The sequence below is a fragment of the Pseudomonas sp. 9_2_1 genome, assembly GCF_059295275.1.
The window spans coordinates 1,933,927-1,953,611 of record NZ_CM181239.1 but is presented as its reverse complement, the minus strand read 5'-3'; the positions used below and the strand labels follow the sequence as shown (position 1 = coordinate 1,953,611).

Genomic DNA, 19,685 nt, shown 5'->3' with positions numbered 1-19,685 from the left:
TCATGAGCGATTTCAGCACCCTAGAAGTGATCCGCGACACGCGCGGCTTCGCCACCCTGTGGCTGAGCCGCGAGGACAAGAACAACGCTTTCAACGCGCAGATGATCCGCGAGCTGATCGTGGCCATCGACCGCCTGGCGGAAGATTCCAGCCTGCGCTTTGTGCTGCTGCGCGGCCGTGGCCGGCACTTCAGCGCCGGCGCCGACCTGGCCTGGATGCAGCAGTCGGCGCAGTTGGACTTCAACACCAACCTGGATGACGCCCACGAACTGGGCGAGCTGATGTACGCCCTGCACCGCCTCAAAACACCAACCCTGGCCGTGGTGCAAGGTGCGGCGTTTGGCGGCGCGCTGGGCCTGATCAGTTGCTGCGACATGGCCATCGGCGCCGAAGACGCCCAGCTGTGCCTGTCGGAAGTGCGTATCGGCCTGGCCCCGGCCGTGATCAGCCCGTTCGTGGTCAAAGCCATCGGTGAGCGCGCCGCGCGCCGCTACGCCCTTACCGCCGAACGCTTCAGCGGTGTGCGGGCCCGCGAGCTGGGCCTGCTGGCCGAGGTGTACCCGGCCAGCGAGCTGGACGCACAGGTAGAAGCCTGGGTGAGCAACTTGCTGCTCAACAGCCCGCAGGCGTTGCGCGCCACCAAGGACCTGCTGCGCGAAGTGGACGACGGCGAGCTTAGCCCGGCCCTGCGCCGCTACTGCGAAAACACCATTGCCCGCATCCGCGTCAGCGCCGAAGGCCAGGAGGGCCTGCGCGCCTTCCTGGAAAAACGCCGCCCCGCCTGGCAAACCGATGACAAGAAGGAGCCGCGCCCATGAGCCGCCCCGCTTTGACCACCCTGCTGGTTGCCAACCGCGGCGAAATCGCCTGCCGCGTCATGCGCACCGCCAAGGCCATGGGCCTGACCACCGTCGCCGTGCACAGCGCCACCGACCGTGACGCCCGGCACAGCCGCGAAGCCGATATCCGCGTCGACCTGGGCGGCACCAAGGCCGCCGAAAGCTACCTGCTGGTCGACAAGCTGCTGGCCGCCGCCAAGGCCAGCGGGGCCCAGGCCATTCACCCAGGCTATGGCTTCCTGTCCGAAAACGCCGGCTTTGCCCGCGCCATCGAACAGGCCGGGCTGATCTTCCTTGGCCCACCGGCCAGCGCTATCGATGCCATGGGCAGCAAGTCGGCGGCCAAGGCGTTGATGGAAACCGCCGGGGTGCCGCTGGTGCCGGGTTACCACGGCGAAGCGCAAGACCTGGACACCTTCCGCGCCGCCGCTGAACGCATTGGCTACCCGGTGCTGCTCAAAGCCAGCGCCGGCGGTGGTGGCAAGGGCATGAAGGTGGTCGAGGAAGAAGGCCAGCTGGCCGATGCCCTGGCCTCGGCCCAGCGTGAAGCACAGTCGTCGTTTGGCGATGCGCGCATGCTGGTTGAAAAATACGTGCTCAAGCCACGTCACGTGGAAATCCAGGTGTTCGCCGACCAGCATGGCAACTGCCTGTACCTCAACGAGCGCGACTGCTCGATTCAGCGCCGCCACCAGAAAGTGGTCGAGGAAGCCCCCGCCCCTGGCCTTTCGCCCGAACTGCGGCGAGCGATGGGCGAGGCAGCGGTGCGCGCGGCACAGGCCATCGGCTATGTCGGCGCCGGCACGGTGGAATTCCTGCTCGATGCCCGTGGCGAGTTCTTCTTCATGGAGATGAACACCCGCCTGCAAGTGGAACACCCGGTCACCGAAGCCATTACCGGCCTCGACCTGGTGGCCTGGCAGATTCGCGTGGCCTGCGGTGAAGCCTTGCCGATTACCCAGGACCAGGTGCCGCTGATTGGCCATGCCATCGAAGTGCGCCTGTATGCCGAAGACCCCGCCAATGAATTCCTGCCCGCAACCGGCAAGCTGACGTTGTACCGCGAGTCGGCACCGGGCGAAGGACGGCGAGTGGACAGCGGGGTCAGCGAAGGCGATGTGGTATCGCCGTTCTACGACCCGATGCTGGGCAAGCTGATCGCCTGGGGCGAAGACCGCGAGCAGGCGCGCCTGCGCTTGCTGGCCATGCTCGACGAATTCGCGATTGGCGGGCTGAAGACCAACATTGCCTTCTTGCGGCGTATCCTCGCGCACCCGGCGTTTGCTGCGGCAGAGCTGGACACCGGATTCATTCCACGTCACCAGGCTGTTTTGCTGCCAGCGCCGCAAGCGCTACCGGCAGTGTTCTGGGAAGCGGCGGCCGAGGCTTGGCTGCAGGGCCAGGGCGGGCATCAGCGGGAGGATGATTGCCGTTCCCCGTGGGGCGAGCGCAACGGCCTGCGCCTGGGCCTGCCGGCGCGCAGCAGCCTGCATCTGCTGAGCGGCGGCCAGGATCAGGCCGTTGCCCTGGAGCGCAGCGCTGCGTCCACCTGGCAATTGCTGGGCGAGCAACTGGTGCATGAGCAGGATGGCGTGCGGCGCCAGCATCTGGCGGTTCGCCGGGGTGGCACGCTGTACCTGCGCTGGGAAGGTGAGATGCACGCCATCGAAGCCTTCGACCCGATTGCCGAAGCCGAGGCCAGCCACAGCCATCAGGGCGGCCTGGGTGCGCCCATGAACGGCAGCATCGTGCGGGTATTGGTGGAGCCGGGGCAGGTGGTAGAAGCGGGTACTGCGCTGGTGGTGCTGGAGGCCATGAAGATGGAGCACAGCATTCGTGCCCCGCATAGCGGGACGGTGAAGGCGTTGTTCTGCCAGGAAGGGGATATGGTCAGCGAGGGGACGGTGCTGGTTGAACTGACAGAGTAAAGTAAGCAGGGGCAACTTGCTCAAACGTTGAAGCTTGCACCATCACTGTGGGAGCGGCTTTAGCCGCGAACACCGGCAAAGCCGGTGCCATCCACCGGGGTGGGGCATTCGCGGGTGAACCCGCTCCCACAGGGACAGCGCAATGTTTGAGTTGGCACCGTACTTGTGGGAGCCCGGCTTGCCGGCGATGGGCTGCGCAGCAGCCCCGGGATTCTATAAGGCCGCGTGCATCCGCACGACCACCCCCAGGAACTCACAGCCGTCCTCACATAATACAGTCGGGTAGCGCGTATTCAGCGGTTTGAGCATCTTGTCGCCACCCTCCTCGACCAACTGCCGCAACACTGGCGGCCGACCCGGCTGCCGTGCAATGACCAGCCTGCCTGGCTCTGCCGGCAGGCCGGTATCCACAAGCACACGCATACCCTCAGGCACGCTCTTGCCACTGGCGGCATTCATCGAATCGCTCTCCACTACCAGCCAGAACGCATTACCTGCGGGCATGTAGTCCGTCTGTTCGCGAGCCTTGCTGGTTTCAGGCAAAGGGCCCTGCAAGTCAGACCAACCCAACACCGGGAAGCGGAAACTCGCATAGAGCGGCGCTTCAGGCACAATGTCACGCTCAACCACCATGACTTGGGCCTCCAGAAACACGAGCCCTAGCTTCTCGAGCTTTTCATTGATGGTCTCCAGCGTGGGCCGCCGCGTGCCACGCAGCCAATGGCCCACGCCGCCCTGAGTCATGCCCAGACGCTCGGCCAGTTTTAGCTGGCTGAGTTTGTGATCGCGCTTGTAGCGTTTGAGAAATGAGTTCCAGCTTTCCATAAGGGCACAGTACGGTTCAGGCTTGCGCCACACCTGTAGGAGCGGCCTTGTGTCGCGAAAGGGCTGCACAGCAGCCCCGGCAATCTAGAAGGCCCCATGCACTCGCACGACCACACCTAGAAACTCGCAACCCTCTTCACACAGCAGTGCTGGGTAGTTGCTGTTCAGCGCCTTCAGGTACCACTGGCCGCCTTCCTCGGCCAACTCGCGGAAAATCGCCGGTTTGCCTGGCTGACGAGCGATCACCAGACGCCCTGGCCCAGCCTCTACCCCAGGATCAACCAGCATCCGCATGCCCTGCGGCACACTGCGGCCACTGAGGGCGCTCATCGCGTCATTCTCAACGGTCAGCCAGAACGCCTTGCCCTTGGCCAGATAGTCCGTTTGCTCGTACACAACAGGCTCTTCGACCTTTGCAACATCTGGCTCATCCCAACCCAGTACCGGGTAGCGGAAACACACAATGTATTGCATGAGGTCCAACTCTGCATCGTCGTCATCGACTTCGTAAACGCCTCGCTCCTCGCCAACCCGCCCCTGGACGCGCAACTGCAAGCTGACGTTGTAATGGGGCATACCAATTTCGACGAACGTGCGGTTCATCGACTCGATCTTCGGCTGACGCCGCTTGTTCACCCAATGCCCCACGCTGCCTTGAGACACGCCAACGCGCTCGGCAAGCTGCTCTTGAGTGAGCCCTAGCTCCTCCATCCGGTCACGGACGAGGGCAATCCATTTATCCATATTCATCGCTGGCACGATACGGACTGCCTTCTAGCGCTCAATAAACATTCAGTATTATTTACTCGAAAGCATAAAAATACTCTAGGTATTAGTATCGACCTGACCCCTTTCCCTACTGGCTCTAGCAGGTATCAGGATGAAACCACCGAAAAACGACGAAACAGATCTGGACAGCGAAGCCGCCCGCCGCGCGCTCGACTACTACCTCAATCCCAACCCGCCGCGCCCCACCCTGGACAACAGGATCTGGACCCTGCACGAAGGCGTCACCGGCGACCAGGCCCAGGAACACGCCATCGCCCTGCTGCGCTGCGCCGCCGCCACCGCGCAGGAAACCGCCACCCATCAACAAGGCAGCCAGCGTGAACTGACCTTCGCCTTGATGCACATGATGGATATGGCACGCGCACTGCTGGAGCACAAACGTGCTGTGGACCCGGGTTTGTAAGGAGAAAAGAAGGGAGAAAACGTGATAGCCGCGTAACGGCAAAGGCCCCGATTGCCGGGACAAGGAAGCGCGCCGGTAAAACTTTTTTACCGGATTAGCGAAAATTCATTTGACTGGCAAATGATAACGATTATTATTGCACTCAGCTGATCGCGAGATCCGCTGGATAACCTGGAGCTTAGGTCGCTCTCAGATTATCTCCTCATCAGGCTAATCACGGTTTTTGACCCGGCTTTTTGCCGGGTCTTTTTTTTTGGCTCTTCAGGCTAATGAAGATCGTGATGGCGCGCATGATAGCAAAGGTGTTTCAGGGCGTGAACGCTCGTTACAAAACTTTGCGGAATCAGCACTTGAGAATCAATCTCGTTTAACCTACGCTGATGACGCGTCAAGGAAGATGCCCCCACCCCTCCCCCTTTCAAGCAAGGAGCTGTCCATGAGCCGCCTGCTGCTGCCTCTCGAGCACCCAACCCCGCTTGCCCAGGACGATGCCGATAAGGCATTGCTGCACGCCCTCAAGCGGCTGCCACGGCGCGTGCAGCAAGTATTCCTGCTCAACCGCCTGGACCAGCTGGACTTCGCCATCATCGCCGCCCGCCTCGACCTGCCGCTGGCCAGCATCGAGCGCAACATGGCCCAGGCACTGCAGGCCGGCCGCTCGCGTCGGGACGTGCTGGCCAGTGTTGCCGGGCAATGGTATGTGCGCTTGCAGAGCCCACAGGTAACTGCGTGCGAGCGCATCGACTTTCGCCGCTGGCTGGATGCGGACACGGCGAACTTGCAGGCGTTTCACGACACCGAACTGCGCTGGCGCAGCCTGCTGGCGCCCGCACGGCACCTGGGCCACGACGGCTGGTACCGACAAGGCCGGGCGGCGCTGTCGCTGGGCGGCTGCTCGGTTGCGGTCGGGCTTGGTGTGGCGGCGTTGCTGCTGTTCGGCTTCTGGGCCTGATAAGCAGAAATCCCGTTCGGATTTGCACGCGTGGCTTACGCGAATATTAGGATAGGTCGCGGCTGCTCCGCCGTGGTAGTGCTGTCTTGAAGATGTACAAGCCAATCGGCCGCCGAATCCTCCTATAAAATTGCAGGTTTTTTACCCGATGTCATTCAAGCCGCGACCTCGGCATTTGGATAAAGGAACGCGGGTTAAACGCAGCCCGATAGCTGTCAGCCGTTGTCCGCACTTTCTCAGAAACTCAGCCTGAGCATGTCAGCCAAGCGCCGATCGCCGCCATCGCACGAGCGGCAGCACGCTTTCAGCACTTGCTCCAGGCAACGCACCAGGCACTGCGCAGCCGGGTCCAGCGCCTGGTCGCGCAGGTGGATCACGCTGATGTCACCCGGCTCCAGCGGCTGGTCAAGGCTCAGTGCCCGTGCCCTGCCGCGCAACGGCTCGCACAGCAGCATCGGCTCGGGCGAGTACCCCAACAGGCCGCCGTCTACGATCAGGCTGCTGAGCATCGCGCTGGACTGCGCACAGACGATGCGCCCCGGTTCGATACTCAAACCGTGGCGGCCAAACAGTTGATGTATCAGCGCATGCTGGCCCGCCTGGGTGAAGTTCATCACCCAGTCCTGCTCCAGCAACTGTTCAAGCGAGTGGGCTGCCTGCAAGGGATGGTCGATGCGCGCCACCACCCGCATGGGATAGTGGGCCAATACCCGATGGCTGAACTCCTGCCCCGGCAGGCCACTCGCCGGGCCAAGGGCGAACTGCATCTGACCAATGCGCAACAGTGCCAGGCTGACGGCCTGCAAACCTTCGTACAGTTCCAGCTGGACCGCCGGCATTTGCTGGCGAAACGCTTGCAGGGCCGCACCCAGCAGCGTCTGCCCGAACCAAGGGGTAATCCCCACACAAAGACGGCTTGGCGCCTCCCCGCGCAGGCTGGCCAAGTCACGCTGGGCCTTTTCCAGCTGGCTGGCGATCTGCCGCGCGTGCGGCAGCAGGGTCAGCCCAGCCGGGGTCAGGCGCGCGCCGCCGGCATGCCGGGCCAGCAAGGCCAAGCCTTGCTCCTCTTCCAGTTCACGCAGGGCGCGGGTGATAGCGGCCTGGGACAGATCCAGGGCCCGGGCGGCCGAACGGATGCCACCGTGGTCGGCCACGGCGAGCAAGGCCTGTAGCTGATGCAGCTTCACGAAAAGTCTCCTGCCTGAACACCAAGGGTCGTCATGACAACATTTTTGCGGCTTATGCACCGTCAACACCGGCGCTAGGGTAGAGCACGAGGCCAAGGCCGCCAACGGGCAGCGCAGTGTCGCCTCGCAGACCAGGAAAGAACAATATGCCTATACCCTGCATCGCCCCCGGCATCGCCGCCATCACCCCGGCCATGGTCGAACTGCGCCGGGCTATCCACCGCCAGCCCGAACTGGGCTTCGAAGAATTCGCCACCAGCGCCCGCGTAGCCAGTCACCTGCGCGAATGGGGTTACGAGGTTGATCAAGGCATGGCCGGCACCGCCGTGATTGCCACCCTGCGCAATGGCCAGGGCCCCACGCTCGGCCTGCGCGCGGAGCTGGACGCCTTGCCAATCACAGAACAGAGCGGGCAGCCGTGGGCCAGCAAGGTGCCCGGCAAGATGCATGCGTGCGGCCATGACGGGCATACCGCAATGCTGCTGGCCGCTGCGTGCGAACTGGCCCGGGAGCGCCATTGGCGAGGCACATTGCACCTGTTCTTCCAGCCCGCCGAGGAAGGCCATGGAGGCTCCGGCGCCAAGCGCATGCTGGATGAAGGCGTGTTCGCGCGCTTTCCCTGCGACGCCATCTACGCCCTGCACAACTCGCCCGGCATGCCCGTTGGCCAGTTCGGCGTGCTCGCCGGGCCGCGCATGGCTTCCACCGACAGCGTCACCATCGTTCTCCACGGCAACGGCGGCCACGGCGCGATGCCGGACCGGGCGATCGACCCGATCGTGGTAGGCGCTTCGCTGGTGCTGGCACTGCAGACCATCGTCTCGCGCAACGTACCCCCCAGCGCAACCGCGATCATCACCGTGGGTGCCTTTATTGCAGGCGATGCTGCCAATGTCATACCCGGCCAGGCCGAGCTGCGCCTGAGCGTGCGCGCACTCGATGCCAGCGTCCGCCAGTTGCTGCGCCAGCGCATCCAGGCCTTGGCCGAGCACCATGCGCAGAGCTACGGCGCCAGCGCCGAGGTGAGCTTCGGCGAAGGCTACCCCGTACTGGTCAACACCACGCAGGCCAGCCAGCTGGCCGAACAGGTGATACGTGACTGGCTGGGCGAGGAAGGCCTGGCAGCGGGCCAGAAACCGATCTGCGCCAGTGACGACTTTGCCTTCTGGCTGGAGCAAGCGCCGGGTTGCTACTTGTTGATCGGCAATGGCGAAGGCAGCGGCAGCTGTGAAGTACACAACCCTGGCTACGACTTCAACGACCTGGCACTGCCCCTGGGCGCGACCTTCTGGGTGCGACTGGCGCAGCGCTTCCTGGCCTGACCGCCACCGCAAGAGAGCAACAACGATGACAACAAAAACAACAGACTTCGCCATCGAAACCACCGCCCCACAACCCGGCAAGCGCCGGGCGATCGCCGCGATCTGCGTGGGCAATGCCCTGGAGTTCTACGACTTCCTGGTCTACAGCCTGCTGGCGACGCTCATGGCCAGGCTGTTCTTCCCGTTCAGTGACCACCCGCTGATCCCTTTGATGCTGTCGCTGGCGGTGTTCGGCACCGGCTTTGTCATGCGCCCGCTGGGTGGCCTGGTGATCGGCCTGTATGCCGACCGCGTCGGGCGCAAGGCAGCCATGCGCCTGACCCTGTGGCTGATGGCGATCGGCTCGCTGATGTTTACGCTCGCACCGACCTATGCCCAGGCAGGCTTGATCGGCCCGGCGGTGGTCATTGCCGCAAGGCTGCTGCAAGGCTTTGCAGTCGGCGGGCAGATCGGCACCTCGACCACCATGCTGATGGAATACGCCGACAAGCACTCGCGGGGCTACTACTGCAGCTGGCAGACTTTCAGCCAGAGCCTGGGGATCTGCCTGGGTGCATTGATGGTCACCCTGCTGAGCAGCGTGCTCAGCCCGGCAGCCATGGACAGCTGGGGCTGGCGAGTGATATTCGCCATGGGCATCCTGGCCATCCCGGTCAGCGAGTACATCCGCCATCGCCTCGAAGAAACACTTGCCCACCGCCAGACTACGCGAAGCCACGCCTCGGTCTCGCAAGGCAAGCAGCTGGCCATGCTGATGCAGCACCCACGGCAGATGCTGGCAGGTGTGTTGCTGGTGATCGGCGCGACCGTGCCGATCTACACCATTCAGTTCTATCTGGCCAACCATGCCATTGGAGTGCTGGGCATGCCGCTGTCAAGTGGAACCTGGGCGGCCATCGTCGCCTGCCTGCCGCCGCTGCTGCTATCGGCCCATGCCGGGCGCTTGAGTGACCGTATTGGTCGGCGCAAAGCGATCTTCTGGCCATTGCCGGTGCTACTGGTGGCGATCTATCCGGCCTTCCTGATGCTCAACCAACACCCCAGCCTGGCGGTGTTGCTAACAGTCGTGTGTCTGTTGAGCATCCCGCTGACCTACACCATCGTGCCCAACCTGGCGATCCTGCCGGAGCTGTTCCCCACCCGTATCCGCGCCAGCGGCATGTCACTGGCGTACTGCATCGGCGTGGCCTTGTTCGGCGGCTTCGCCCAGCTGTTCGCCGCCGGGCTGGTCAGCCTTACAGGCAACCTGAATGCACCCGCCTTCTACATCATCGCGGCCATCCTGCTGTCGCTGGTCGGCCTGAAGCTGGCACCGGAAACCGCTGGTAAAGAGCTCGACTGATTACCCGGCTCACGGACGAGCCCTCCCCTTTTTCGGTGCTCGCGGGTTTTCTGCTCGCAGGGCACCACCGCGCCCAGAACAAAAACAACAGGTGAACATTCATGCTCCATCGCCATGCCACACTGCTGTGCACCGCCCTGCTGGCCACCGATGCCATGGCTGACAGCCAGGGCGTGATCGAGGGCAGCCAGCTGGAGCTGCGCAACCGCAACTTCTATTTCAACCGCGACTTGCGCAACCACGCCAGCAACGGCCAGGGCAACAACGCTGCGCGCCCCGCCCAAGCTCGCAAGGGCTACCGCGAGGAATGGGCACACGGGGTGATGCTCGGCCTCACCTCAGGCTTCACCCAAGGCATCTTCGGCCTGGGAGTCGATGCCCACACCCAACTCGGCCTGAAGCTCGACAGCGGCCCTGGACGTACGGGTACCCTGCTGTTGCCGGTCAGCCATGACCGTCAGCGCAACGCCGAGGTGGCGGACCACTACACCCACACTGGCGCCGCGCTGAAAGCCCGGGCGCTTGGCAGTGAACTGAAGTGGGGCGAGATGCGTACCTCGACCCCGGTGTTCACTACCGCCGACAGCCGTCTGCTGCCGGAAATGGCCAGCGGTTTCTATCTGCGCAATGCTGCGGTGCCCGACCTGCTGTTAGAAGCGGGCCACTTCACCGCCTATCGTGATTTCACCTCGAGTAACGCCGACGACAGCCTGCGCACCCGCTACTCCGACGTCGAAGTGCGCAGCCTGGATTTTGCCGGTGCAACCTACCAGGTCAACGACACGCTGGGCGTCAAGCTGTTCCACGCCCGCGCCAAGGACAACTGGCTGCAGAACTACCTCAACATCAACCAGGATGTGGCGTTTTCAACAGGAAGTGGACTCAACCTCGACCTGCAGCTGTACCGCACTGACGACACCGGGCGCGCCCTGTCCGGGGCGGTAGCCAACACCAGCTGGAGCCTGGCAGGCGCCTGGCGTCAGGGTGCCCACCGCATCACCCTGGCCTACCAGCAGATCGACGGCGACACCCCTTTCGACTATGTCGGCGGCCTGTCAATCGACCTGGCCAACTCGGTGCAGATTTCCGACTTCAATGCCCCTGGAATGAAGTCCCGCCAGGTACGCTACGACCTCGATCTGGCGGGCTACGGCATCCCTGGCCTGAACTTCATGACCCGCTACATTACTGGCAGCGAGGCCAACGACCAGCACTGGCGTGCGGGCCAGCACTATGCCGGTGGTGCGCTGTCCAGCTATGGGGCGTATGACGGTGCCAAATGGCACGAGCTGAACCTCGAACTGCGCTACGTGGTGCAGCAAGGTCCGATCCGTGACCTTTCCATACGCACGCGCATGGCCAACTACCGTGGCAACCAGCAAGCGCAAGTCGATCTGCCGGATATCAACGAAGTGCGCGTGATCGTCGAATACCCGTTGAAATTCTGACGCGGGCTTATCAGCTTCAGTACGCCGCCTTCAGGCGAAACTGCCGCCAGTACTCGGCTGGCGGCAGGTGCAGGTACTCCTTGAACAGCCCGGACAACTCGCGCTCGGACGCGCCCACCGCCTTGGCGATATCACCCACACTGCCGGTTTCATACAGACGCTGGCGCCTCAACCCGACAGCATTCACCAGGCGGCGGTCGGCGCATTGCAGCCTCAGGTCCTCATCGTCGCCGAGCGCCTGCATGTGATCGAAACCGCGGTCTGCCATGAGGTAGTGCAGGGACAAAGCCCGACAGCGACATCAAGGTTGAACCCGGGGTCGGCGCCGCGGACCCAGGGCCGCAACGTGCGCCCCGGTACCCATGTCGACCTGGTTGGCAGCGTCAGTGACGAGCCATCGCTGCTAACGACTATTGCGCAGGTCCCCCTAGAAACCAGCGGTAATACGGGTTGTCGCCATCACTGCGGGCCAGCTCCCTGGCTTCGCGCGCCCAGGCTTCGCGGTTGCCGTTGTAGGCATGCAGGCTCAAGCTGTAGAACCGTTGCAACGTGCGCCATTGGTCACCCACCGCCGCTACGAAGGCCGGGCTGGCATCGAGCAACGGCGGGGCCTGGCGCAACGCCAGCAATGCCGGCAGCACGCGGGTGATTTCGCGCGGGCGCACCCACGCCGAGTACTCGATGCGCGGTTGGTCATCGGTGACCGCTGGCGCCGCACCCGCATAAAGCTCCAGTCCTGTCCTGTCGGTGATCCAGGTGGCCAGCAGGGCCTGTGGCGAAGCGATGCCCACCTCGGCCAGGGCCGCTGCCACCCCAGGCAGGGCAAAGCGCTCGGCAATGCGCGGCACGTTCAACGGCATTGGCTGCAGCGAGCCGACCAGCAGCATCTCGTGGAACTCGGTGGTCCACAGCGATGCATGCGGGAATACGTCGATGAAGCTGCGCACCAGCGACTGGCTGTCCTCATCGTTCTGGGTCGGCAACGGCAACCACTGCGCCACCAGCCCGCCGGGCTCCAGGCGGGCTGCCGCCAAGCGGTAGAAGTCGCGGGAGTACAGGTTGACCACCCCTGCTGCCGACGGCGGTGGCGGCTCCAGCGTTACCAGGTCGTAGCGCTCGGTGCTGCGCAGCAACTCGCGACGGCCATCGCGCAGGCGCACGTCCAGGCGCGGGTCCTCGAGCGCAGCGAAATTGCCCTTGAACAGCGGCGCTGCCTGCAGCACTTCGGGCAGCAGTTCGGCCACCACCGGCCGCTCCAGCCCTGGGTAACGGAGCATGGCGCCAACGGTGATGCCAGTGCCGAAACCGATGACCAGCGCCGAGCGCGGTTGCCGGGTATGGATCAACAGCGGCAACAACGCCTGCAAGCGCATGTAGCGCAGCGACGGCATGGCATCGCCGGTATTCGACACGCCCTGGATATACAGCCGGTTGAAGCTGCGGCCTGGCTGGCCCTGGTTGACCACGGCCACCGTCGCGCCTTTGCCTTCGCGGTAGTAGGTGAGCTGGCCATTGCGCGCGCCCGGCAGCAATTCGGCCAGCCGTGACGGCGGCGCAAGCAGGCCGGTGAGCACGGTTACCACGGCCACACCCAGCACGGCCACCGCGTTGCGCCGGCGCACCGCATTCCCCCGCCATACGGCAAGCAGGCCGATCACTGCCGCAATGGCCGCGAGCACGGCAAGGGTGCGCACCAGGCCGACCCCGGGCACCAGCACGAAACCGGTCAGCATTACCCCAGCGATGCCACCCAGGGTATTGAGCGCAAGCACCTGGCCGACATCACGGCCCAGGTGGGCATGGTCTACTGCCAGGCGCATGGCCAGCGGGAAGGCCGCGCCCAATAGCGTGGTCGGCAGCAACACCACGCACACGGCAGCGACGGCGAAACGTGCGCACATGCCGGCCAAGGCATTGCCGGTGACCTGCAGCACCAGCAACTCCACCTGGCTTTGCGCGCTGACCAGCCAGCGCCCAAGACCCGCCACCTGCAGCAGCGCGAGCAGGCCGGCACAGGCGATCAGCAGGCCGAACATGCCCCAAGGGTCACGCAGGCGGTCGGCACGCCGAGCGTACAGCGCACTGCCCGCCACCAAACCGCACAGGTAGGTTGCCAGCACCAGCGCAAAGGCATAGGTGCGGGTGCTCATGAACGGTACGATCGACTGGCTCCAGACCACCTCGTAGCCCAGCGCGACACCGCCCGCCAGGCAATACAGGGCCACCGCCAGCCGTGCCTGCGGGCTGCGCACTGCAGCGCCTGGCAGGGGGCGGGCGAGCGCTGGCTGCCCGGCGCAGCGCACCGCCAACGCGCCAAGCGCCGCCATCAGGTTGAGCGCGGCGGCAGCCATGGCGCTACCGGTCACGCCCAAGGCAGGCAACAGCACGAACGCCGCCAGCAGCGTGCCGCAGATGCCGCCTGCCGTGTTGGCGGCATACAGACGCCCACTGGCGTGTGCCAACTGACCCTCGGCGGGCTTGAGTGCGCGCACCAGTACCGGCAATGTCGCGCCCATGAGCGTTGCCGGCAGCCCGACCAGTACGAAGGGCAGGCACCAGGCCAATACCCCGACCTGGTCCTCCAAGCGGGCAAACAACCCGGCGGAACCGGCCATGGCCAGGGTGGTGGCGACACCCAGCAGTGCCACCAGCAATTCCAGCACTGCGTACAGCCTGATCGGCCGCCGCAGGCGATCGGCCAGGCGGCCAAACACCAGCCCGCCCAGCGCCAAGCCGGCAAAGAATGCGCTGATGCCAGTGGTAACGGCATGCACTTCCACGCCCACCACCAGCGACAGTTGCTTGATCCACAACACCTGGTAAACCAGCGCCGCACCGCCTGAAAGGAATAACAGGCCGGCCGGGATCGCCAGGGCCAGCGGCGCCCGCACAGGTGCGCCGCCATCGATACGCGCAGTAGCGGCCAGCGCCGAAGCTTTTACCGATGAAGTCATTGAGGGACCTTGGCAGGTAAACACCTGCCGTTGCGAAAACAAGGCGCCCGCTGGGTAGCGGGCGCCGGTCAGGCAATCACTGCGACTGCGACTTCATCTTCTCTTCGATCTTCTTGTCCACATCGGACTGGATCTGGTCGATGCTGAAGCTGGCAGGCCGTTGGCTCGGTGGGTAGTCCACGAAGGTCTGCAGGAATTTGGCGGCCTTCTGGGTAACCTGGAAGAACAGGTAGTCGTTTTTGGTCAGCCAATCGTAGTACTGGTCCGACACGATATCGGCGCGCTCGAAGGGGTCCATGCGCAGGTTGAACAGTTTGGGGGCGCGCAGGCAGGTGAATGGCTCGCTCCACACCGCAAATCCACCCGGCGCACGCTGCTCGCAATACACCACCTTCCAGTCGTTGTAGCGCATGGCCACCAGCTCACCGTCATCGTTGAAGTAATAGAACTCGTTGCGCGCGCTCTTGTCGGCCTTGCCTGTCAGGTAGTCCAGCTGGTTGTAGCCATCCAGGTGCACCTTGAAGTTCTTGCCTCCCACATCAGCGCCTTTGAGCAAGCGGTCCTTGATGTCGGGATCACCGGCAACCGCCAGCAGCGTCGGGAACCAGTCGAGCCCGGAGAACATTTGCGTGCTCACCGAGTCGGCCTTGATCTTGCCTGGCCAGCGCACCATCGCCGGGACCCGGTAGGCGCCCTCCCAGTTCGAGTTCTTCTCGTTACGGAAGGGCGTGGTCGCTGCGTCTGGCCAGGACCACTGGTTCGGCCCGTTATCGGTGGTGTAGACGACGATGGTATTGTCGGTGATCTTCAGGTCATCAAGGGCCTTGAGCAGCTTGCCGACGTCGCCGTCATGCTCGAGCATGCCGTCGGCATACTCGTTGCCGACCATACCGCTTTGCCCCTTCATTGCCTCGCGAACATGGGTAAACGCATGCATGCGCGTGGTGTTCATCCAGACGAAGAACGGCTTGTCGGCCTTGGCCTGCTTCTCGATGAAGTTGATCGCCGCCTGGGTGGTTTCGTCGTCGATGGTTTCCATGCGCTTGCTGTTCAGCGCGCCGGTGTCTTCGATCTTGCCGTCGGCGCTGGACTTGATCACCCCGCGCGGGGTGGTCGCCTTGGTGAACTCGGTGTCGTCCTTGGGCCAATACGGCCGCTCCGGTTCTTCCTCGGCATTAAGGTGGTAGAGGTTGCCGAAAAACTCGTCGAAACCGTGATTGGTGGGCAGAAATTCATCGCGGTCGCCCAAGTGGTTCTTGCCGAACTGGCCGGTGGCGTAACCTTGGGCCTTGAGGGCTTGGGCAATAGTCACATCCCGCGCCTGCAGGCCCACCGGCACGCCGGGCATGCCGACCTTGGACAGGCCGGTACGCTTGGCCACCTGCCCGGTGATGAAGGTGGAACGCCCTGCCGTACAGCTGTTTTCAGCGTAATAATCGGTGAACATCATGCCTTCCTTGGCGATGCGGTCGATATTCGGCGTCTGATAGCCGACCACGCCCTTGGCATAGGCACTGATGTTGGTTTGCCCGACGTCGTCGCCGAAGATCACCAATATGTTCGGTTTTTCCGCCGCTGCGGCCATGCCCGCCCCTAAAGCCGCCGATGTGGCGAGGGCGATGGCCGATAACCATGCGCTTCTGGACTTCATGAGTACGCTCTCCGTTAACGTTACTTGCGAACGTCCACGACTACGTGCACTTACCGAATGCTGACTGATTGTTGTGCGCCTGCGGTACCTGAGGGTGAAGCCGTCTCGAACGGGTAGACGCGGCGCCACTCCTTAGCCATGTCGACGACCGTCCAGCCGTTTGCCAGCGCCGCGTCGAGCGCCTTGTCCAGCCGCCCGATGCTGCTCTGCCGATCATATGCCCACTCCCGGCCGGCATCGGTGTGGTGCACCAGGCCGGCGAAGCGCCTGCCCGGTCCTGCGGTTGTCCACTGCAACATCTGCAGGTCACCGTCGGAATTGCCGAACGCCAGGATCGGCCTGCGGCCGATCACCGCATCGATACTGACCGGCTTGCCTGGGCCATCATCGTTGTGGGTCACCTTGGGCAGGCGCTGTATCGTCAACTGGCTATCGGCATCGCGAAACTCGGCCGCCAGGGTGGTGCCGATGACCTGCTCGGGGGGAATGCCATAGACCTTCTCGGCGAACGCCCGCATGAAGGCCACTTCACCGCCGGAGACGATGTAGGTACGAAAGCCCCGACTGCGCAGGTAGGCCAGCAGCTCCAGCATGGGCTGAAAGACCATTTCGGTGTAAAGCCTGCCCGTGGCGGGGTGCCTGGCGCTGCCCAGCCAGCTGCGGCTGCGGGCAATGAAGGCCTCGGTGCTCATCTGCGCATGGGTGGCGGCGACGATCTTCAGCACCCCGTCCATGCCTTGCGCGGCCAACGCCTTGTGATCGTTTTCCAGCACCGCCTTGAACGGCTGCTCGGTTCGCCATTGCGGGTGCTGCGGCGCCAGGCGCTTGACCTCATCCATGGCGAACAGCACCTCGAAGTACAACGGCTGTTCGCTCCAGAGGGTGCCGTCGTTGTCGAATACGGCGATGCGCTCAGCGGTTGGCACATAGTCCTTGCCACCCTGCTCGGTCACCGCCTCGACAAATGCTTCGATGGCCTGGCGCGAGGGCCCATCACGCCAGGACGGCAGCGGATCGTCATCGGCCTGCGCCAGCATCGGCACGATCAGCAGCAGGCAAAACACCGCCTGTACCCAGCCGTAGTGAGCATGTGACGTGCGCATGGAACCTCCTTGCCGTGTGGCGCAAGCCTGCTTGCACCAACCTATGGGTTCAACGGTTTCAACCCATGGCGCCGGGGCTTTATCATGTGGTGCTGCTGAATGTGCATGCGGGTCTGCCGGGGTAGCAACTGCTCAATGTCAACCGTAGGCGAAGCGCGGGTCGCACTGCCGTAACGCGTGCTGAAAAAGGCTAGCAAACGATTTTCGGATGCGCTTGAAAAATGTTCCGCCAGGCAGCTTAGCGTCGTTGCACCAGTTGCGCGTCGAACCCACAGATAAAGGGCATCGAGCCGTGGCGGTTGCTGGCTGCATTGTTGACGCGCCTGTCGCCAGGCGTACTCCGCTGACGCCAGCCAACGTCGTTTACGCTGCGCACGCCAGGCGCGCAGATACTGCAGGACGGTGCCACCCTTGGCCCGCAGCGCCCATCCTGCAACCGCCAACAGCAGCCCGACCGCAGCAAGGCCAAGCGAGTGCCCGGCAATGCTCACCCGCCCGCGCTGGCCGAGCTCGCGCAGATCGTCGCTGATCGAAAACGGCGCCTTGTAGCCACCCTGGGTGGCCTCGAAATCGACAGCCGGCACACTGAGGGTGTGCAGCTCGGCGCTGGTGGCATCGCGCCAATGCAGCTTGACGGCAGGCAGACGGTAATGCCCGGGGGCGCTGACCACGTAGCTTACGGTGTCTTCGCGGACCCCGCCGGTGGTCCCCCCGCGGCCATCGGTCAGTGGCTTGACGCTGGCGGGCGCAACATAGCGCTTGAGCCCATCGACCTGGGCCATCGGTGTGGCAGGCATCAGCATCGCCTCGCTGCCCTGGGCGACAACACGCAGCGTGCGGGTGATGCTGTCGCCCTGGCGTAGCGGGTCGTGCGAAGGCGAAATCTTTTGGGTAAAGGTGACGCCGGTGGCCACCAGCAGCGGGTCGGCCTGTGCGCCGGCAGCGGCGGCCGTCGGCGCACCTTTGACGACGAATTCCAGGGGCTGGCTGCTGAGCGTAACCGGTGCACTGGCCTGCCCGGGGTGGACCGTGAATGCCAGCGCCGGCACCTGGAACCGCCCGCTGGCTTGCGGGGTGATCCGGTAGGTGAAACGCAGGCCGAAGAAAGGTTTGCCCGCTATCTGTTGGTTCAGGTGCTCCGCCTCGCCCGACGGAGGGCTCACCACCGCGCCGGGTAGCGACAGCGTGGCCAGCTGCGGGGCATCGGTGAACCAGGTGTCGACCAGCAAGTCCACCTGCAACTCAAGGGTGGCACCGCTGATCACTTGGGCGCCTGGCAGCAGGCGCTGCTCGAGACGCACCTCAGGCTCAGCGGCCAGCAGCCAGGCAGGTAACAGCAGCAACAGCAGCAACAGCAGGCAACAGCGGCTCATGGTTGCTGCTCCTGCGGCGTTTGACGCGCCGCCTGCTGGATCTGGAACTTGCGCTTGAGAAACTGCCCCGGCGAGGTTGCCAGGTTATCCAGCCAGCGCTGATCGGACGCGGCCTTGGCCACTTCCTGGCGTTTGCTGCCGGCGCTTGGAGTCTGGTCCTCGACGACCTTGTCAGGCTTCTCGTCGGGTGGGCTCTGCGCCTGCTGGTCCTGGTAATCCGCCAGCAAGGCCTGGGCCAGCGCCAGGTTGGCCTTGGCCTCGGCGAAGTCGGGCCGGGCCCGCAGTGCCTGGCGGTAGGCGGCGATTGCCTCGGGGAACTTGAACAGACGCACCAGGCTGTTGCCCCGGTAGAAATGCGCAGGTGCGGTATCGACCACCGCCAGTGAAGCGACAGCGGCGGTGAAATCGGCTGCTTCATAGGCGGACACACCCTTCCAGTACGGGTCGTGGAAACGCTCGGCGGCCTGGCCGTAATGGGCGTGTTCGAACGCCCAGCGCCCTTGCTGGTTGGCGGTGAAGAATGCATCGAGCAATGCGCCTGCCTGCGCCGGGTTCGGTGCGCCGCCCAGCAGCACAGCCGCGGCCACAACGCCCAACCAGTTCACCCGCCACCCCCGGCGCACACACAGCAGCGCGACCAGCAGCAATGGCCAGCACAACCAGTAACCGGCGTCCTTCCAGTGCACCGGTTGCCCATCCCCGCTCACGGCCTGGAAATGGCGCTGGGCGTGCAGCTCGATCCAGTCCAGGTCGTCGTCATCCAGGGTCAGGCTGCCCAAAGGTGCATGCGTGGCATCGGCCAGCCCCTTGAGGCCCTGCTCGTCGAACGTGGCCTTGACGGTGGTGCCGTCGGCAGTGCGCGTGACGCTTGCATCGCCACTGCCCACAGCCAGCACCAGCACTTGCAAGTCGCTGCCGTGCAGCCGTTTGCCCAGCGCGTCGAACTGGCTGGCATCGGCACCGTCGGTGATCAGCAGCAAGGTCCCGGCGCTGTTTTCGGCCTTGAGCAGGGCCAAGGCAAGTTCGACAACGCCCAAGGCGTCCTTGCCGGGCTGGGGCAGCAGGTCGGTACTCAGCGCGTCGATGAAGGTGGCGAGCAATGCCGGGTCGTCGGTGGCGGGCAGCACCAGATGGGCACTGCCGGCATAGGCGATCAGCGCCGTGCGCGCGCCGCCCCGGCGCTGGACCAGGTCGTGCAGCATATGCCGCGCCGCTGCCAGGCGGCTGGGGGGCACATCGGCGGCGTCCATCGACGCCGACAAGTCGACGGCGAGGATCAGCGGCGCACGGTTGTCGAGAAACGCCGGGGTGTCTTGCTGCCAGGTCGGCCCAGCTGCGGCCAGCGCACCGATGACCAGCGTGGCCGCCAACAGATGCACCGGGCGCAGACGCTGATCGGCGTCGGGGCGCAGCAGCAGGTGCTCGACCAGATGCGGCGCAATGAACCCCTTCAGCTGGCGTTTGAGGTCGTGGCGACGCCGCCACAGCCACGGTGCCGCTAGCCCCGGCACGATCACCAGCAACCACAGCGGGCGCAGGAAATGGAAGGCGCTGAGGTCGATGTCCATC

16 protein-coding genes are annotated in these 19,685 nt (G+C 64.3%); 7 read left to right on the top strand and 9 right to left on the bottom strand.

What is annotated here, in order from left to right; genetic code table 11:
- The first annotated feature begins 2 nt into the window (after positions 1-2).
- Together AC5O5I_RS08710 and AC5O5I_RS08705 are read left to right on the top strand one after the other, a co-directional pair.
- Entirely contained in the window at positions 3-818 is an 816-nt protein-coding gene (locus AC5O5I_RS08710) for a gamma-carboxygeranoyl-CoA hydratase (protein WP_172286727.1), read from the top strand.
- Positions 815-2,767 carry an acetyl/propionyl/methylcrotonyl-CoA carboxylase subunit alpha gene (locus tag AC5O5I_RS08705; protein ID WP_494512354.1) on the top strand — a complete coding sequence of 651 codons (1,953 nt, stop codon included), beginning with the start codon at positions 815-817 and terminating at the stop codon, positions 2,765-2,767. Before AC5O5I_RS08710 ends, AC5O5I_RS08705 begins: the two co-directional genes overlap by 4 nt.
- 213 nt (positions 2,768-2,980) lie before the next feature.
- Here AC5O5I_RS08705 and AC5O5I_RS08700 read toward each other — a convergent pair whose 3' ends face one another.
- Both AC5O5I_RS08700 and AC5O5I_RS08695 read right to left on the bottom strand, forming a co-directional pair.
- Positions 2,981-3,592: a LexA family protein gene (locus AC5O5I_RS08700; protein WP_172222178.1), complete on the bottom strand. Its 612-nt coding sequence runs from the start codon at positions 3,590-3,592 to the stop codon at positions 2,981-2,983.
- 84 nt (positions 3,593-3,676) lie between these two features.
- The gene (locus tag AC5O5I_RS08695) at positions 3,677-4,342 is read right to left on the bottom strand and encodes a LexA family transcriptional regulator (RefSeq protein WP_172222192.1); all 666 of its coding nucleotides are present in this window, start codon (positions 4,340-4,342) and stop codon (positions 3,677-3,679) included.
- Between the two features lie 130 nt (positions 4,343-4,472).
- On the opposite strand from AC5O5I_RS08695, the gene AC5O5I_RS08690 reads away from it, so the two are divergent.
- Positions 4,473-4,784, top strand: a complete 312-nt coding sequence (locus AC5O5I_RS08690; RefSeq protein WP_172222175.1) for a DUF6124 family protein — start codon at positions 4,473-4,475, stop codon at positions 4,782-4,784.
- A gap of 436 nt (positions 4,785-5,220) precedes the next feature.
- A complete protein-coding gene (locus AC5O5I_RS08685) occupies positions 5,221-5,736 on the top strand; it encodes a DUF4880 domain-containing protein (RefSeq protein WP_172222170.1) in 516 nt (171 codons plus the stop codon).
- A gap of 236 nt (positions 5,737-5,972) precedes the next feature.
- Here the strand turns inward: AC5O5I_RS08685 and AC5O5I_RS08680 are convergent, their stop codons facing one another.
- Entirely contained in the window at positions 5,973-6,923 is a 951-nt protein-coding gene (locus AC5O5I_RS08680) for a LysR family transcriptional regulator (protein WP_494512353.1), read from the bottom strand.
- A gap of 146 nt (positions 6,924-7,069) precedes the next feature.
- On the opposite strand from AC5O5I_RS08680, the gene AC5O5I_RS08675 reads away from it, so the two are divergent.
- The 3 genes from AC5O5I_RS08675 to AC5O5I_RS08665 all read left to right on the top strand — a co-directional run bounded on the left by AC5O5I_RS08675 (position 7,070) and on the right by AC5O5I_RS08665 (position 11,035).
- Positions 7,070-8,245 (top strand): M20 aminoacylase family protein, encoded by a 1,176-nt coding sequence (locus AC5O5I_RS08675; RefSeq protein WP_494512352.1) that lies wholly within the window; start codon positions 7,070-7,072, stop codon positions 8,243-8,245.
- Positions 8,246-8,270: 25 nt separating this feature from the next.
- Entirely contained in the window at positions 8,271-9,587 is a 1,317-nt protein-coding gene (locus AC5O5I_RS08670) for an MFS transporter (RefSeq protein WP_494512351.1), read from the top strand.
- Between the two features lie 101 nt (positions 9,588-9,688).
- Positions 9,689-11,035 carry an OprD family outer membrane porin gene (locus tag AC5O5I_RS08665; RefSeq protein WP_172222154.1) on the top strand — a complete coding sequence of 449 codons (1,347 nt, stop codon included), beginning with the start codon at positions 9,689-9,691 and terminating at the stop codon, positions 11,033-11,035.
- A gap of 16 nt (positions 11,036-11,051) precedes the next feature.
- On the opposite strand, the gene AC5O5I_RS08660 is transcribed toward AC5O5I_RS08665, so the two are convergent.
- The 6 genes from AC5O5I_RS08660 to AC5O5I_RS08635 all read right to left on the bottom strand — a co-directional run bounded on the left by AC5O5I_RS08660 (position 11,052) and on the right by AC5O5I_RS08635 (position 19,684).
- A complete protein-coding gene (locus tag AC5O5I_RS08660) occupies positions 11,052-11,303 on the bottom strand; it encodes a hypothetical protein (RefSeq protein ID WP_494512350.1) in 252 nt (83 codons plus the stop codon).
- Positions 11,304-11,445: 142 nt separating this feature from the next.
- Positions 11,446-13,989 carry a spermidine synthase gene (locus AC5O5I_RS08655; protein WP_494512349.1) on the bottom strand — a complete coding sequence of 848 codons (2,544 nt, stop codon included), beginning with the start codon at positions 13,987-13,989 and terminating at the stop codon, positions 11,446-11,448.
- Between the two features lie 76 nt (positions 13,990-14,065).
- Complete coding sequence (locus tag AC5O5I_RS08650) at positions 14,066-15,640, bottom strand: arylsulfatase (RefSeq protein ID WP_172288242.1); 1,575 nt, start codon at positions 15,638-15,640, stop codon at positions 14,066-14,068.
- A 50-nt stretch (positions 15,641-15,690) separates the two neighbouring features.
- Entirely contained in the window at positions 15,691-16,743 is a 1,053-nt protein-coding gene (locus tag AC5O5I_RS08645; RefSeq protein ID WP_494512348.1) for an HAD family hydrolase, read from the bottom strand.
- Positions 16,744-16,784: 41 nt separating this feature from the next.
- Positions 16,785-18,116, bottom strand: a complete 1,332-nt coding sequence (locus tag AC5O5I_RS08640; RefSeq protein ID WP_494512347.1) for a hypothetical protein — start codon at positions 18,114-18,116, stop codon at positions 16,785-16,787.
- Positions 18,113-19,684 (bottom strand): vWA domain-containing protein, encoded by a 1,572-nt coding sequence (locus AC5O5I_RS08635; protein ID WP_494512346.1) that lies wholly within the window; start codon positions 19,682-19,684, stop codon positions 18,113-18,115. Before AC5O5I_RS08635 ends, AC5O5I_RS08640 begins: the two co-directional genes overlap by 4 nt.
- Between the last annotated feature and the right edge of the window lies 1 nt (position 19,685).

What these genes read in the sequence shown, in the direction of transcription:
- AC5O5I_RS08710 (WP_172286727.1), top strand. Translation starts at nt 3, where the DNA reads ATGAGCGATTTCAGCACCCTAGAAGTGATCCGCGACACGCGCGGCTTC.
- AC5O5I_RS08705 (WP_494512354.1), top strand. Translation starts at nt 815, where the DNA reads ATGAGCCGCCCCGCTTTGACCACCCTGCTGGTTGCCAACCGCGGCGAA.
- AC5O5I_RS08700 (WP_172222178.1), bottom strand. Translation starts at nt 3,592, where the DNA reads ATGGAAAGCTGGAACTCATTTCTCAAACGCTACAAGCGCGATCACAAA.
- AC5O5I_RS08695 (WP_172222192.1), bottom strand. Translation starts at nt 4,342, where the DNA reads ATGAATATGGATAAATGGATTGCCCTCGTCCGTGACCGGATGGAGGAG.
- AC5O5I_RS08690 (WP_172222175.1), top strand. Translation starts at nt 4,473, where the DNA reads ATGAAACCACCGAAAAACGACGAAACAGATCTGGACAGCGAAGCCGCC.
- AC5O5I_RS08685 (WP_172222170.1), top strand. Translation starts at nt 5,221, where the DNA reads ATGAGCCGCCTGCTGCTGCCTCTCGAGCACCCAACCCCGCTTGCCCAG.
- AC5O5I_RS08675 (WP_494512352.1), top strand. Translation starts at nt 7,070, where the DNA reads ATGCCTATACCCTGCATCGCCCCCGGCATCGCCGCCATCACCCCGGCC.
- AC5O5I_RS08670 (WP_494512351.1), top strand. Translation starts at nt 8,271, where the DNA reads ATGACAACAAAAACAACAGACTTCGCCATCGAAACCACCGCCCCACAA.
- AC5O5I_RS08665 (WP_172222154.1), top strand. Translation starts at nt 9,689, where the DNA reads ATGCTCCATCGCCATGCCACACTGCTGTGCACCGCCCTGCTGGCCACC.
- AC5O5I_RS08660 (WP_494512350.1), bottom strand. Translation starts at nt 11,303, where the DNA reads ATGGCAGACCGCGGTTTCGATCACATGCAGGCGCTCGGCGACGATGAG.
- AC5O5I_RS08655 (WP_494512349.1), bottom strand. Translation starts at nt 13,989, where the DNA reads ATGACTTCATCGGTAAAAGCTTCGGCGCTGGCCGCTACTGCGCGTATC.
- AC5O5I_RS08650 (WP_172288242.1), bottom strand. Translation starts at nt 15,640, where the DNA reads ATGAAGTCCAGAAGCGCATGGTTATCGGCCATCGCCCTCGCCACATCG.
- AC5O5I_RS08645 (WP_494512348.1), bottom strand. Translation starts at nt 16,743, where the DNA reads ATGCGCACGTCACATGCTCACTACGGCTGGGTACAGGCGGTGTTTTGC.
- AC5O5I_RS08640 (WP_494512347.1), bottom strand. Translation starts at nt 18,116, where the DNA reads ATGAGCCGCTGTTGCCTGCTGTTGCTGCTGTTGCTGCTGTTACCTGCC.
- AC5O5I_RS08635 (WP_494512346.1), bottom strand. Translation starts at nt 19,684, where the DNA reads ATGGACATCGACCTCAGCGCCTTCCATTTCCTGCGCCCGCTGTGGTTG.